Source organism: Gilliamella sp. B2838 (assembly GCF_026536185.1).
Taxonomy (GTDB): domain Bacteria; phylum Pseudomonadota; class Gammaproteobacteria; order Enterobacterales; family Orbaceae; genus Gilliamella.
The window spans coordinates 15,704-30,032 of record NZ_JAFNOO010000009.1 but is presented as its reverse complement, the minus strand read 5'-3'; the positions used below and the strand labels follow the sequence as shown (position 1 = coordinate 30,032).

The 14,329-nt window shown below is 38.9% G+C and carries 23 protein-coding genes; all 23 read right to left on the bottom strand.

Going from position 1 to position 14,329, the window contains the following annotated elements:
- Position 1: 1 nt before the first annotated feature.
- Positions 2-541: a 50S ribosomal protein L5 gene (rplE, locus tag J3U63_RS09910; protein WP_065634458.1), complete on the bottom strand. Its 540-nt coding sequence runs from the start codon at positions 539-541 to the stop codon at positions 2-4.
- Between the two features lie 17 nt (positions 542-558).
- A complete protein-coding gene (gene rplX, locus J3U63_RS09905) occupies positions 559-873 on the bottom strand; it encodes a 50S ribosomal protein L24 (protein ID WP_065634457.1) in 315 nt (104 codons plus the stop codon).
- A gap of 10 nt (positions 874-883) precedes the next feature.
- Positions 884-1,255, bottom strand: a complete 372-nt coding sequence (gene rplN, locus J3U63_RS09900; protein WP_025314392.1) for a 50S ribosomal protein L14 — start codon at positions 1,253-1,255, stop codon at positions 884-886.
- 194 nt (positions 1,256-1,449) lie between these two features.
- A complete protein-coding gene (rpsQ, locus tag J3U63_RS09895) occupies positions 1,450-1,710 on the bottom strand; it encodes a 30S ribosomal protein S17 (protein WP_025314391.1) in 261 nt (86 codons plus the stop codon).
- 1 nt (position 1,711) lies between these two features.
- Positions 1,712-1,903: a 50S ribosomal protein L29 gene (gene rpmC, locus J3U63_RS09890; RefSeq protein WP_065634456.1), complete on the bottom strand. Its 192-nt coding sequence runs from the start codon at positions 1,901-1,903 to the stop codon at positions 1,712-1,714.
- The gene (gene rplP / locus J3U63_RS09885) at positions 1,904-2,314 is read right to left on the bottom strand and encodes a 50S ribosomal protein L16 (protein WP_025314389.1); all 411 of its coding nucleotides are present in this window, start codon (positions 2,312-2,314) and stop codon (positions 1,904-1,906) included. It abuts the gene before it with no gap.
- A 12-nt stretch (positions 2,315-2,326) separates the two neighbouring features.
- Positions 2,327-3,064: a 30S ribosomal protein S3 gene (gene rpsC / locus J3U63_RS09880; protein WP_065634455.1), complete on the bottom strand. Its 738-nt coding sequence runs from the start codon at positions 3,062-3,064 to the stop codon at positions 2,327-2,329.
- Positions 3,065-3,078: 14 nt separating this feature from the next.
- Positions 3,079-3,411 carry a 50S ribosomal protein L22 gene (gene rplV, locus J3U63_RS09875; RefSeq protein WP_034884235.1) on the bottom strand — a complete coding sequence of 111 codons (333 nt, stop codon included), beginning with the start codon at positions 3,409-3,411 and terminating at the stop codon, positions 3,079-3,081.
- A 13-nt stretch (positions 3,412-3,424) separates the two neighbouring features.
- Positions 3,425-3,703 (bottom strand): 30S ribosomal protein S19, encoded by a 279-nt coding sequence (gene rpsS, locus J3U63_RS09870; protein WP_024496505.1) that lies wholly within the window; start codon positions 3,701-3,703, stop codon positions 3,425-3,427.
- Positions 3,704-3,722: 19 nt separating this feature from the next.
- Positions 3,723-4,547, bottom strand: a complete 825-nt coding sequence (gene rplB / locus J3U63_RS09865; RefSeq protein ID WP_065562943.1) for a 50S ribosomal protein L2 — start codon at positions 4,545-4,547, stop codon at positions 3,723-3,725.
- Positions 4,548-4,565: 18 nt separating this feature from the next.
- Positions 4,566-4,868, bottom strand: a complete 303-nt coding sequence (rplW, locus tag J3U63_RS09860) for a 50S ribosomal protein L23 (RefSeq protein WP_034885052.1) — start codon at positions 4,866-4,868, stop codon at positions 4,566-4,568.
- Positions 4,865-5,467 (bottom strand): 50S ribosomal protein L4, encoded by a 603-nt coding sequence (gene rplD / locus J3U63_RS09855; RefSeq protein WP_025314384.1) that lies wholly within the window; start codon positions 5,465-5,467, stop codon positions 4,865-4,867. Before rplD ends, rplW begins: the two co-directional genes overlap by 4 nt.
- A 16-nt stretch (positions 5,468-5,483) precedes the next feature.
- A complete protein-coding gene (rplC, locus tag J3U63_RS09850; RefSeq protein WP_065567159.1) occupies positions 5,484-6,110 on the bottom strand; it encodes a 50S ribosomal protein L3 in 627 nt (208 codons plus the stop codon).
- Between the two features lie 31 nt (positions 6,111-6,141).
- Entirely contained in the window at positions 6,142-6,453 is a 312-nt protein-coding gene (rpsJ, locus tag J3U63_RS09845) for a 30S ribosomal protein S10 (protein WP_006120582.1), read from the bottom strand.
- A gap of 373 nt (positions 6,454-6,826) precedes the next feature.
- On the bottom strand, positions 6,827-7,762 hold the full coding sequence (locus J3U63_RS09840) for a pseudouridine-5'-phosphate glycosidase (protein ID WP_267333933.1): 936 nt from the start codon (positions 7,760-7,762) through the stop codon (positions 6,827-6,829).
- Positions 7,759-8,850 carry a PfkB family carbohydrate kinase gene (locus J3U63_RS09835; RefSeq protein WP_267371400.1) on the bottom strand — a complete coding sequence of 364 codons (1,092 nt, stop codon included), beginning with the start codon at positions 8,848-8,850 and terminating at the stop codon, positions 7,759-7,761. The genes J3U63_RS09840 and J3U63_RS09835 overlap by 4 nt, the downstream gene beginning before the upstream one ends.
- A 192-nt stretch (positions 8,851-9,042) precedes the next feature.
- The gene (fdx, locus tag J3U63_RS09830) at positions 9,043-9,381 is read right to left on the bottom strand and encodes an ISC system 2Fe-2S type ferredoxin (protein ID WP_065634451.1); all 339 of its coding nucleotides are present in this window, start codon (positions 9,379-9,381) and stop codon (positions 9,043-9,045) included.
- 14 nt (positions 9,382-9,395) lie between these two features.
- Complete coding sequence (hscA, locus tag J3U63_RS09825; RefSeq protein ID WP_267371398.1) at positions 9,396-11,255, bottom strand: Fe-S protein assembly chaperone HscA; 1,860 nt, start codon at positions 11,253-11,255, stop codon at positions 9,396-9,398.
- A gap of 37 nt (positions 11,256-11,292) precedes the next feature.
- Positions 11,293-11,811, bottom strand: coding sequence for a Fe-S protein assembly co-chaperone HscB (gene hscB / locus J3U63_RS09820; RefSeq protein ID WP_267367348.1), 519 nt, complete (start codon positions 11,809-11,811; stop codon positions 11,293-11,295).
- A gap of 14 nt (positions 11,812-11,825) precedes the next feature.
- A complete protein-coding gene (iscA, locus tag J3U63_RS09815; protein ID WP_065634448.1) occupies positions 11,826-12,149 on the bottom strand; it encodes an iron-sulfur cluster assembly protein IscA in 324 nt (107 codons plus the stop codon).
- Positions 12,149-12,535 (bottom strand): Fe-S cluster assembly scaffold IscU, encoded by a 387-nt coding sequence (gene iscU / locus J3U63_RS09810; protein ID WP_065634447.1) that lies wholly within the window; start codon positions 12,533-12,535, stop codon positions 12,149-12,151. Before iscU ends, iscA begins: the two co-directional genes overlap by 1 nt.
- Positions 12,536-12,550: 15 nt before the next feature.
- Positions 12,551-13,765: an IscS subfamily cysteine desulfurase gene (locus J3U63_RS09805; RefSeq protein WP_267333937.1), complete on the bottom strand. Its 1,215-nt coding sequence runs from the start codon at positions 13,763-13,765 to the stop codon at positions 12,551-12,553.
- Between the two features lie 38 nt (positions 13,766-13,803).
- Entirely contained in the window at positions 13,804-14,259 is a 456-nt protein-coding gene (iscR, locus tag J3U63_RS09800; protein ID WP_065634445.1) for a Fe-S cluster assembly transcriptional regulator IscR, read from the bottom strand.
- Positions 14,260-14,329: the final 70 nt, after the last annotated feature.

Sequence of the window (14,329 nt, the reverse complement as noted above, 5' to 3'; positions counted from 1 at the left end):
CTTACTTACGAAATGGGAAGTTAAAGGCAGATAATAAAGCTCGGCCTTCTTCATCTGATTGTGCACTTGTTGTGATAGTAATATCTAAACCACGAACACGATCAACTTTATCATAATCGATTTCAGGGAAAACGATTTGTTCTCGAATACCCATGCTATAATTGCCACGACCATCAAAAGATTTTGCGCTTAAACCACGAAAATCTCGAGTACGAGGAAGAGCAATATAAACTAGACGTTCAAAAAATTCCCACATACGTTCGCCACGTAAAGTGACTTTACAACCAATAGGATACCCTTGACGGATTTTAAAACCAGCAACTGATTTGCGTGCTTTAGTGACAAGTGGTTTTTGACCACTGATTGCTGCTAAGTCAGCAACTGCATTATCTAATAATTTCTTATCAGTAATTGCTTCACCCACACCCATATTCAAGGTGATCTTTTCGATCCGAGGGACTTGCATGACAGATTTGTAGCCAAACTGGTCTTGCAGTTTATTTACTACCTGTGCTTTGTAGTAATCATGCAGTTTCGCCATCGTACACTCCAAATTACTTAATTGATTAATTCATTAGTAGACTTATAAAAACGGACTTTTTTTCCGTCTTCAAAACGAAAGCCTACGCGATCTGCTTTGCCTGTAGCTGGGTTAAAAATTGCTACGTTAGAAACATTAATAGCTGCTTCTTTCTCAACAATTCCACCATCTTGATTTAATGCAGGTACTGGTTTTTGGTGTTTTTTCACCAAATTGATACCTTCAACAATCACTTTGCCTGTAGACAAAACACTTTTTACTTTACCGCGTTTACCTTTATCTTTACCGGTTAACACGATAACTTCATCTTCTCGACGGATTTTCGCTGCCATTACCCGCTCCTTACAGTACTTCTGGTGCTAATGAAATGATCTTCATAAACTTCTCAGAACGAAGTTCACGAGTGACCGGTCCAAAAATACGCGTACCAATCGGTTGCTCACTGTTATTATTTAAAATAACACACGCATTGCGATCGAAACGAATGACAGATCCATCAGGACGACGAACACCTTTTCTAGTGCGCACAACCACAGCTTTAAGTACATCACCTTTCTTTACTTTACCACGTGGAATTGCTTCTTTAATGGTAACTTTGATGATATCACCAACCGCTGCATAACGACGGTGCGATCCACCGAGAACCTTGATACACATTACACTACGTGCGCCAGAGTTATCGGCAACATCTAGCCTAGTCTGTTCTTGGATCATTTTAATGCTCCGTATAAATAAATTATTGTCTAATCTACCTTCATCCACCTCAACTACCATGGATAAGAATAGACAACCAAAAACCCACATATGTGAGGGCGCATAGTATAACACCACTCAAATAAAATGGATAGCATAAAATAAACGGCCGATGAGCCGTTTATTATATTATGTACAGTTTTTAATCAAAAAGATTAACTAACTGCTTTTTCTACGATTCGAACAAGAGTCCAAGATTTGGTTTTTGATAATGGACGACACTCTTTAATTTCTACAGTATCACCAATACCACACTCGTTGTTTTCATCATGTACATGCAATTTAGTCGTACGTTTAATGAACTTACCATATAACGGATGCTTCACTTTACGTTCAATAGCTACAGTAATAGATTTATCCATTTTGTCGCTAATAACACGACCTTGCTGAGTACGAATTTTTACTTCAGTAGTCATATTACGCACCCGCCTTCTCAGTTAATAATGTTTTAACTCGTGCAATATTACGACGCACTTGTTTTAACACATGAGTTTGTGTTAACTGACCCCCAGCTAATTGCATACGTAAGTTAAATTGCTCACGTAATAAATTAAGAAGTTCAGTATTTAACTCTTCAACGCTTTTTTCGCGTAGCTCTTTTGCTTTCATTTACATCACCGTCTTAATCACAAAGGTGGTTTTAATTGGCAGTTTTGCAGCTGCCAACGCAAATGCTTCACGAGCAACTTCTTCCGGTACTCCGTCCATTTCATAAAGGACTTTACCTGGTTGAATCTGAGCAACCCAGTATTCAACGTTACCCTTACCTTTACCCATACGCACTTCAAGTGGTTTTTCAGTAATTGGTTTATCAGGGAAAACTCGAATCCAGATTTTACCTTGACGCTTAACTGCACGAGTCATAGCACGACGTGCTGCTTCGATCTGGCGCGCAGTCAAACGACCACGACCCACAGCCTTAAGACCGAATGTACCGAAACTAACGTCAGTACTTACAGCAAGACCACGATTGCGGCCCTTGTGCACTTTACGGAATTTTGTACGCTTTGGTTGTAACATCAGCGACGCTCCTTATTGTTTTCGGCCTTTGCGCTGCTTTTTCGGTTGAGCAGCAGGTTGTTTTTCTGCTTGTTCAACGGCAGCCATACCACCAAGGATCTCACCTTTGAAGATCCACACTTTAACACCAATAATACCATAGGTAGTTAATGCTTCAGATGTACCATAATCGATATCAGCACGTAGAGTATGTAGAGGCACACGACCTTCACGATACCATTCACTACGTGCGATTTCAGCGCCGCCTAAACGACCACTTACTTCAACTTTGATACCTTTAGCACCCGCTTTCATTGCATTTTGTACCGCACGTTTCATTGCACGACGGAACATAACACGGCGTTCTAACTGAGAAGTAATACTGTCAGCAACTAATTTAGCGTCAAGTTCAGGTTTACGAACTTCAGCTATATTAATTTGTACTGCAACATCACGTTTCTCTTTCTTGTCTTTATATTTATTGACAATAGAAGCTACGGCATTACGTAATTTTTCAACGTCCTCGCCTTTTTTACCAATCACAATACCCGGACGAGCAGTGTGAATAGTAATGCGAACGTTAGTTTCTGCTGAACGGTCGATTACAATCTTAGAGATTGATGCTTGTGCTAATTCTTTGTTTAAGAATTCACGCACTCTAAAATCACTTTCTAAATTATCAGCGAATGTCTTTGTACCCGAATACCATGTAGATGTCCAAGGCTTGACGATGCCTAGTCGGATACCATTTGGATTTACTTTTTGACCCATTGCTATTCTCCAGCCTAGCGATCAGAGACGATCACGGTGATGTGACTCGTACGCTTCAAAATTCGATCTGCACGACCTTTTGCACGAGGCATAATACGCTTCATGGTTGGGCCTTCGTCTACGAAAATTTTCGCAACTTTTAGATCATCAATATCAGCACCATCGTTATGCTCTGCATTAGCAATAGCAGACTCTAATACTTTTTTAACTAGTACAGCCGCTTTTTTATTGGTGTACGTTAAAATATCAAGTGCCTGAGACACTTTCTTACCGCGAACAAGATCTGCAACTAAGCGAACTTTTTGTGCAGAAGAACGAGCGTGGCGGTACTTTGCAATTGTTTCCATCTCTTTCTCCTACTTATTTCTTCTTAGCTTTCTTATCCGCAGCGTGGCCGCGATAAGTACGAGTCGGCGCGAATTCACCCAATTTATGACCAACCATTTCGTCGGAAACATAAACTGGAACGTGCTGACGACCATTATGGACAGCGATGGTCAAACCGATCATGTTAGGAAAGATCGTTGAACGACGGGACCAAGTACGAATTGGTTTCTTGTCCCCGCTTTCCACCGCTTTCTCTACCTTCTTCAGCAAGTGTAGGTCAATAAAAGGACCCTTCTTGAGAGAACGTGGCATAGCTAATCCTCTATATTAATTATTTCTTATTGCGACGGCGAACAATATACTTATCAGTACGTTTGTTGCTACGCGTTTTCAATCCTTTGGCTTTTTGACCCCATGGAGACACAGGATGTTTACCAAAGTTACGACCTTCACCACCACCATGTGGATGGTCTACCGGGTTCATTGCTGTACCACGAACAGTAGGACGAACACCGCGCCAACGCGAAGCACCCGCTTTACCTAGTACGCGAAGCATATGTTCTGAGTTACCCACTTCACCAATAGTGGCGCGGCAATCAGATAACACTTTACGCATTTCACCTGAACGTAGACGTAATGTTACATAAGCACCATCACGCGCAACGATTTGAACATAACTACCAGCAGAGCGAGCAAGTTGTCCGCCTTTGCCTGGTTTCATTTCAATATTATGCACGGTAGAACCGACTGGAATATTGCGCATTGGTAAACAGTTACCTGTTTTAATTGATGCATCAACACCAGATTGGATCTGATCACCTGCTTTTAAGCCTTTAGGCGCTAAAATATAACGACGTTCACCGTCTTTATATAGAACCAATGCAATATTTGCACTACGGTTCGGATCATATTCCAAACGTTCAACAACTGCTGGAATACCATCTTTATTACGCTTAAAGTCGACAATACGATAATGTTGTTTATGACCACCACCGATATGACGGGTAGTGATACGACCATTATTATTGCGACCACCAGTTTTGCTTTTTGAATCAAGCAACGGTGCATAAGGCTTACCTTTATGCAACTCTGGGTTAACCACTTTAACAACGTGGCGACGACCCGGAGATGTAGGTTTACACTTAACAACTGCCATTGTTCTTACTCCTCCGAATTACTCAGCGACGCCAGCAAGGTCTAAGTTTTGACCTTCTGCTAAAGTAACGTAAGCTTTTTTCCAGTCGCTACGGCGACCGATTTGTTGACCACGACGTTTTACTTTGCCTTTAACAACAAGCGTATTTACGTCATCTACTTTAACTTCAAATAGTTGTTCAACTGCGGCTTTAATCTCTCTCTTAGTAGCATCTTTAGCAACTTTCAATACTAATGTATTTGTTTTTTCCATTGAAATAGATGCTTTTTCAGAAACATGTGGTGCTCGCAGGACTTTAAGCAGACGCTCTTCACGAATCATGCTAACATCTCCTCTACTTGTTTAACGGCATCAACAGTGATAACCACTTTGTCAAATGCAATCAAACTAACTGGATCAATACCTGCCACATCACGCACATCAACTTTATGCAAGTTACGTGCTGCTAAGAAAAGATTTTCATCAACGTCAGAGGTAATGATTAGAACATCATTAAGATTCATATCATTTAATTTCTGAGTTAATAATTTAGTCTTAGGTGCTTCAACAGTAAATGTTTCAACCACAACTAAACGTTCTTGACGCACTAATTCAGAGAAAATACTCTTTAATGCACCACGATACATTTTACGGTTAACTTTTTGGCTATGATCTTGTGGTTTTGCTGCAAATGTTACACCACCACTACGCCAGATTGGGCTCTTAATAGAACCTGAACGAGCACGACCTGTGCCTTTTTGACGCCATGGTTTTTTGCCTGAACCAGCGATTTCTGCACGAGTTTTTTGTGCGCGAGAGCCTTGACGAGCAGCAGATGCATAAGCAACAACTACTTGGTGAACTAACGCTTCATTAAACTCACGTCCGAAGGTAGTTTCGGAAACAGAAAGCGCTTGCGCGTCTTTTACTACTAATTCCATCTCTATCTCCTCGACGTTAAGCCTTGATTGCTGGTTTAACAATTACGTCACTATTGATTGCGCCAGGAACCGCACCTTTAATTAATAAAAGGTTACGCTCTGCATCAACACGTACAATATCTAAGTTTTGAACAGTTACACGTTCATTACCTAGGTGACCTGCCATTTTACGACCTTTGAACACTTTACCTGGAGTTTGGTTTTGACCAATTGAGCCATGACCACGGTGTGCCAAAGAGTTACCATGGGTTGCATCTTGAGTACGGAAATTCCAACGTTTAGTTACGCCAGCAAAACCTTTACCTTTAGATGTACCAGTAACATCAACTTTTTTAACGTCTGTAAAAATATCAACGTTAATGCTTTGACCTACAGTAAATTCACCTTCTTCAAAACGGAATTCCCATAGACCACGACCAGCTTCAACGCCAGCCTTAGCGAAATGACCTGCTTCAGGTTTGTTTACGCGGCTTGCTTTTTTGCTGCCAGTAGTAACCTGAATAGCTTGATAACCATCATTTTCAAGCGTTTTTACTTGAGTAATGCGGTTACTTTGAACTTCAACTACGGTGACAGGAATAGAAACACCCTCTTCGGTGAAGATTCGTGTCATTCCTACTTTACGACCGATTAAACCAATCATTGTTTCGACCTCTCAATCATTCAGCCTAGGATTAACCTAAACTGATCTGCACATCAACACCGGCAGCAAGATCTAGACGCATTAAAGCATCAACTGTTTTTTCAGTTGGCTCAACAATATCAACTAGACGTTTGTGAGTGCGAATTTCATATTGATCACGCGCGTCTTTATTAACGTGCGGAGAAATCAATACGGTAAAACGCTCTTTGCGTGTCGGTAATGGAATAGGACCACGAACTTGTGCGCCTGTGCGCTTCGCAGTTTCTACAATTTCAGCAGTTGATTGATCTATCAAACGATGATCAAACGCTTTTAACCGGATACGGATTCTTTGGTTCGACATGAGACCAGAGCTCCACTATTTAAAAGTTATAACAAAAGACTACTCCTCTTACCCTGTTTCGATTGACAGGAGAGTGTAATCCGTTCTTTTTCGTAACCCCCAAATCGGGAGTATTGTTGATATAATTCAATATTATTAAATAAGGATTATATCTTCATACGCATTTGCTTATCAAAAATTCAACAAACAAAGTGCGTCAATTATACGTAAATAATTAACTAATGCAAGGAGTAATTCATAAAGAGTAAAGATAATGACTTTAACAAATCAAACAAATATTTTTAGGATTACAGGTACTAAAGCGATAATACCTAAAGGAAGTGCATTAAATAAATATAGCTATTCTTCCTTTAGACTAAAAATTTAATAGTAATTATTTAATATGGCAATAATTTATTGCTATTTCTGATGCTAATTTAGCATTATTAAAGACGAGATTGATATTAGCTTCTAAACTATCACCACCCGTTATTTCTACCACTTTGGCTAACAAGAATGGCGTGGTTTCTTTACCTTTAATCCCTTTCTCAACCGACTCTTGTAACGCTTTTTCAATCGCAACGGAAATAATTTGCTCATCCATTGCATATTGTTCAGGAATAGGATTTGCAACCACAACGCCACCCTTTAAACCCAAATCCCATTTTACGTTAATCATGTCGGCAATCTGTTTAGCGCTATCTAGTTTTACGCTAACATCAAACGGACTAGTTCGGCTAAAGAACGACGGCAGTTTTTCGGTTTGATAACCAACCACAGGTACCCCATATGTTTCAAGGTATTCCATCGTTAGACCTAAATCTAAAATTGATTTGGCACCAGCACAAACTACAGCGACACTTGTATTAGCGAGTTCTTGAAGATCGGCTGAAATATCAAAGGTATGCTCAGCGCCACGATGAACGCCACCAAGCCCGCCGGTTGCAAAAACTCGAATACCCGCTAATTCAGCAATAATCATTGTAGCTGCAACGGTTGTCGCACCATTTTGTTTATTGGCTACAACAACTGGTAAATCACGACGGCTTACTTTTGTTACATTTAATCCTTCTTTACCAAGAATGGTGATCTCTTCTTTTGATAACCCAGCTTTTAATCGACCGTTAATTACCGCAATCGTTGCAGGAATTGCGCCATTTTTTCTGACAATTTCTTCCACTTTTAATGCGGTTTCCACATTTTGCGGATAAGGCATGCCATGTGAAATAATGGTCGATTCTAAAGCAACGACAGGTTGATTATTGTCAAGCGCTTGTTTAACTTCTGGCGAGATATCGAGATATTGATTATAGGTAGATACATTATTCATGAAACAGACTCCAATATATTTTGAACACAATTAATAGATAGATTTGGATTATTGGTAAATTCAGATGATAACGTTAAAGATGAGCACGCTTGAGCAAATCTCACACTTTGATAAAAACTCATATTATCCAAATAGCCATGAGCAAGGCCAGCAAGCATCGCATCACCTGCACCTGTAACGCTAATAATTGTTGTAGGAATAGAAGCGGACCAACCTTGCTCACCATTGATTTCGCTGTAATAAACACCTTCAGCACCCGTACTGATCGCTATACGCTGCACGCCTTGTTTATGAAACCAATCAATAACAGCTGGTATGTCTTTATCGCTATTAATTTTTATGCCACTTAACATTTCAGCTTCAAGGCGGTTAGGTTTTAAAGTATGAATATGTGATAACCAATCTTTTATTTTATGCGATTTAAAGGCTGAAACGGTATCAACAAAAATAGGGACTGAGCCTGCGTTACTGAATAACCAAGCCAAAGCCTCTGATAGTAAATTACAATCAATAATTAATAATTTTGCATGTTGAATCAATTGTTTTGACTCATTTAATAAACTTGGTGTTAACTTATCAATAATGTCCATATCGTTGATAGCTAGAATCATTTCACCAGCTTCATCTAATAGAGAAAGATAAGTTGAAGTACTATCCCCTTTTACAACGTGGCAATGATCCATATTAACGCCAGCTTTTCGCGTGTGCTCAATCAATTGCATGCCATAAAAATCATCACCTATCATAGAAACCAGATGAGTATCTTGTCCCAATAATGCTAAATTTTCAGCAATATTACGACCGACACCACCAGGTGTACAAGCAATTTTGCCTGGGTTTGAATCACCATAAACTAATTTCTTATCTGAATATCCAGTCACATCCATATTGCTCGAACCAACCACCACAATATGATTATTTTCTGATAAAATATAACCCTTTCCTTTTATATAGCCTTTTTGAGTCAGTGTCATAATATAACCTGCAACACTCGAGCGAGTGATACCTAACATGTCAGCTATTGTATGTTGTTGGATAAGCGGATTATTACGGATAATTGTTAAGATTTGCTTTTCTCTATGATTCATAAACACCTGTTTATTTTTCAGCACATGTCTATAAATCAACTATACCAAAACGATAATCAAGTTAATAGTAAAGTATTATTTTTGATAAGAAAAATGTGACAAAAATCACAACGATATCAAAATCAAAGAAAAATAGAAAAAATTAAAATCTCAAATGATAAGTAAATTAGGCGCCGCCATAAAGGCGACTGATTAATGATCTTCTTTAGCGTGGTTAAGACTATATCTTGGGATTTCAACCTCAAGATCTTCATCGGTCACTCGAGCTTGGCAACTTAAGCGACTATGCGGTTCAACACCCCACGCTTTATCCAGCATATCATCTTCTTGTTCATCACTCTCTTCGAGTGAATCAAATCCTTTTCGAACAATACAGTGGCAAGTTGAACAAGCACAAGACATCTCACAAGCATGTTCAATTTCAATGTCATTGCGCAAAGCAACTTCTAAAATAGATTCGCCTTCTTCTGCTTCGACAGTTAATCCATCAGGACAAAGATCGGCATTAGGTAAAAAAGTAATTTTTGGCATAATAATCTCGTTAGTTAAATATCATCAACTTTATGACCAGTTAAAGCATGACGAATTGACCTATCCATTCGCTTAGCAGCAAACTCCTGTGTCACTTTATCAACAACTTTGATTTGTTTTTCAATGGCATAACTGTCATCTAATTCACTTACGGCTTGTAATTGATGTTTAGCTGCTAAAATCTGATCCAGTTCATTTTCACTTAATAAATCGACGTCTTTATCTAAGGCGCTTTGCAAACTCTCAAGAACTCGTGCGGCTTCAACTTTTTGTTCAGCGAGCATCCTAGCTTGTTTATCTTGCTGTGCATAGCTAATAGAATCTTGAATCATGGACGCGATTTCTTTATCTGTTAACCCATAAGATGGCTTGACTTGGATCGCTGCTTCAACGCCTGTTGATTTCTCTTTTGCAGTGACACTTAACAAACCATCAGCATCAACTTGAAAAGTGACACGAATATGTGCTCCACCTGCAGGCATAGGAGGAATACCCCTTAACGTAAATCTTGCAAGTGATCGGCAATCAGCAACAGTTTCACGTTCACCTTGTAAAACATGAATCATCATCGCCGTTTGTCCGTCTTTAAATGTGGTGAATTCTTGCGCCCTCGCACAAGGAATGGTGCTATTACGTGGAATAATTTTTTCAACCAATTCGCCCATCGTTTCTATCCCTAAAGACAAGGGAATAACATCAAGCAATAGCATGTCGGAATCTGGCTTATTGCCAACGAGTATATCCGCCTGTATTGCTGCACCAATAGCAACAACTTTATCCGGATCAATCGACGTTAAAGGCTCAGTTTTAAAATAATCGCCGACAAGTTTACGAACTAACGGTACGCGAGTAGAACCACCGACCATCACAACTTCAACGATATCACTCATATCAGTTTGAGCATCTTTTAATGCCCGGCGACAAACCGCCAATGTGCGTTTGACTAACGGTTCAATTAACGCTTCAAATTGTTTACGTGTTATAGTTAGAGATTGTCCTTCTATGTTGACTAAAACAGAATCTTTCTGGCTTAGTGCAATTTTGATTTGAACCGCTTCATCAATAATTGTTTGGTTAATATGGGGATCAGTGTTAGTTTCTAGACCGACTTGTTTTTTTAGATAATCTGCAAGTAGTCGGTCAAAATCATCACCACCAAGTGCAGAATCGCCCCCCGTTGCTAATACTTCAAACACCCCTTTATGTAAGCGCAAGATAGAAATATCAAACGTTCCGCCACCTAAATCATAAACGGCAATCACCCCTTCTTTGCCGGAATCTAAACCATAAGCAATCGCGGCGGCGGTTGGTTCATTTAAAAGACGAAGTACATGCAATCCAGCTAACTTTGCAGCATCTTTGGTTGCTTGCCGCTGAGCATCATCAAAATAGGCAGGAACAGTAATCACCGCGCCATCAATTTCACTTTGTAATGTCTGTTTTGCTCTATTGGCTAAAGCAACTAAGATTTCGGCTGAAACCTGAATAGGATTAACTTGGCCATTAGGTAAATTTAATAAGGGTACGCCATTTTCAGTTTGTGAAAATGCGTAGGGAAAATGCGAAAATTGAATATCGGATAAACTTCTGCCCATTAACCTTTTAACAGAACTTACTGTATTTTTGGGATCGTTGGCAGCATTATCTTTAGCATTCTTTCCAACGGTAATAACCGGATTATCATCATGATCGATGCCATAATGAACAACTGATGGCAATAAAGCATTACCGTCTAAATCAGGTAAAACCTCGGATTGTCCACTACGAACTGTTGCGACGAGTGAATTTGTTGTACCAAGATCAATGCCTACCGCCACACGACGTTGATGGGGTTCTGGTGTTTGTCCTGGTTCACTGATCTGTAATAATACCATTTAATCTATCTCTGTTGACGTGCGACTAATCTTAAAATTATAAAGCAAATTGCTTTTCTTGTAACTTCTCGATTTGTTCAATCAATCTAGTGAGATAACGGATTTTATAGAGTTGATTAAGTGCAGTTTGCCAATCTTGTTTAGCAATGAGCGCTAGTAATTGATTATAAACTGTTTTTTCACGTTCAATAATTTCTGCATGAAAATCATCTAACAAGGTAAAATTAGCTTGATTTTCAATGTCATCAAGCCTTTCACGCAAAGAAAATTGCTCCATTAAAAAATCGGCATCATGAATAATGCTCTGTTCTGCTGCAATATCAAAACCTTGTAACGATAAAAAATATTCAGCCGCTTTGATCGGATTTTTTAATGTTTGATAACCATCATTAATTTTAGCCGATTTTTGTACAACAGCCGATTTTTCGCTGTCATTTGCAGTCGCAAAATTATCTGGGTGATATTGTCTTTGTAGCTGTTGATAATGAAGCGCTAACTGTTTTGAATCAACCGGCAACTGTACAGGTAACTGAAATAACTCAAAGTAATTATCCATAATGATAGCTCCAACTAAACATTAAAGCTTTCGCCACAACCGCATTCATTCTTAGAATTAGGATTATTGAATTTAAAGCCTTCGTTTAAACCCTCTTTGACAAAATCAAGTTCTGTTCCATCAATATAAACTAAACTTTTTTTATCTACGATCACTTTGACATTTTTATCTTCAAAAACGCTATCATCGTCATTAATCACATCAGCAAATTCCAAGACATAAGCCATACCTGAACAACCGGATGTTTTTACACCTAACCTAAGCCCAACACCTTTTCCGCGATTAGCCAAAAAGGATTGAACTCGATTTGCTGCACTTGTTGTTAATGTGATTGCCATTAACCTTGCCCTTTCTTAGTTTTATAATCATCAATTGCGGCTTTAATTGCATCTTCGGCTAAAATTGAACAGTGAATTTTAACAGGTGGCAATGCAAGTTCTTTTGCGATATCAGTATTTTTAATCGCTTGCGCTTCATCTAACGATTTACCTTTAATCCATTCGGTGACTAAAGAGCTGGATGCTATTGCACTACCACAACCATAAGTTTTGAATTTAGCATCTTCAATAATACCCGCATCATTCACTTTGATTTGTAATCGCATTACATCGCCACACGCTGGCGCACCAACCATACCACTACCAACATTAGGATCATTTTGATCGAAAGAGCCAACATTGCGTGGGTTTTCATAATGATCAACGACTTTTTCACTATATGCCATAATTTGCTCCTAATTTTAATGGGCTGACCACTTAATTTTTGTTAGATCAACGCCATCTTTAAACATTTCCCAAAGTGGCGATAAATCTCTCAATTTGCCAATAGAATTTTTGATTAGTTTAATTACATAATCCACTTCTTCTTCAGTGCTAAAACGGCCTAATGAAAAACGGATTGAACTGTGAGCCAGTTCATCATTTAATCCTAATGCACGCAAAACATATGAAGGTTCTAAACTAGCTGAAGTACAAGCAGAGCCAGATGAAACAGCTAAATCTTTTAAAGCCATCATCAATGATTCGCCTTCAATATAAGCAAAGCTAACATTTAAGATATTGGGTGCACTGTGCTCTAACGAACCATTTAAGTAAACCTCTTCAATATCTTTTAAACCATTCCATAGGCGATTTTTAAGTGCTAATAGTCGCGGCATTTCAGTAGCCATTTCTTCTTTAGCTATGTGATAGGCTTCGCCCATCCCAACAATTTGATGTACAGGTAACGTGCCTGAGCGCATACCACGTTCATGACCACCACCATGCATTTGTGCTTCGATACGAACACGAGGTTTACGTCTTACATAAAGCCCACCAATGCCTTTAGGACCGTAAATTTTATGTCCAGAAAACGACATAAGATCGACTTTTAACTTTGTTAAATCAATCGGTAATTTACCAACACTTTGCGTTGCATCAACATGAAAAACAATACCTCGTTCTCGGCACATCTCACCGATTTTTTCAATATCTTGAACCACGCCTGTTTCATTATTAACGTGCATAATAGATACAACAGTTGTATCACTACGCATTGCAGCTGCAAGCTTATCTAAATCCAATATTCCATTAGATTCAGGGGCCAAATAAGTCACTTCATAGCCTTCTCGTTCTAATTGACGACAAGTATCAAGTACCGCTTTATGTTCCGTTTTACAGGTAATAATGTGTTTACCTTTTGCTTGATTAAAATGGGCAGCCCCTTTAATGGCTAAATTATCGGCTTCTGTAGCGCCAGAGGTAAACACAATTTCTCGTGAATCTGCGCCAATAAGATCAGCAATTTGGTTTCTTGCTATATCTACCGCTTCTTCGGCCTGCCATCCAAATTTATGAGATCGAGATGCCGGATTACCAAATATACCGTCGAGTGTTAAATATTGCATCATTTTTTCAGCTACTCTAGGATCAACCGGCGTTGTCGCTGCATAATCCATATAAATAGGTAGTTTCATTTATTACTCCCAATTACAAATTCTGTATTATATATTTATTAGTTAATCCTAACTTGCTGTATGTGACTTTGACGGTCTGCTACCGCTTTAACTTCCTTATTATTCACTAATTCACTTAGTGTAATGCTTGTTAAAAAGTCATCAATGCGTTCACTTAAATCATTCCATAAACTATGTGTTAAACATCTAACACCACCTTGACAGCCATTTTGACCATGGCATTTTGTGGCGTGAACTGTTTCATCTACAGCTTTAACAATCGAACTAATTGCAATTTGATCCATACTTCGACTTAGCACGTAACCACCACCTGGTCCTCTAACACTTAGTACTAAGCCATTTTTACGTAAACGCGCAAACAATTGTTCAAGATAAGATAATGAGATTTCCTGACGTTCTGAAATATCGGCAAGTGAAACCGGACCAGAGCTTGAATGTAGTGCTACATCCAACATTGCTGTTACCGCATATCGCCCCTTTGAAGTCAATTTCATTGATCATCTCCTCTTTATATTTTGGATGTATTGTATATATCCTTTTAGTTTAGTCAAGTATTTAGTTGAC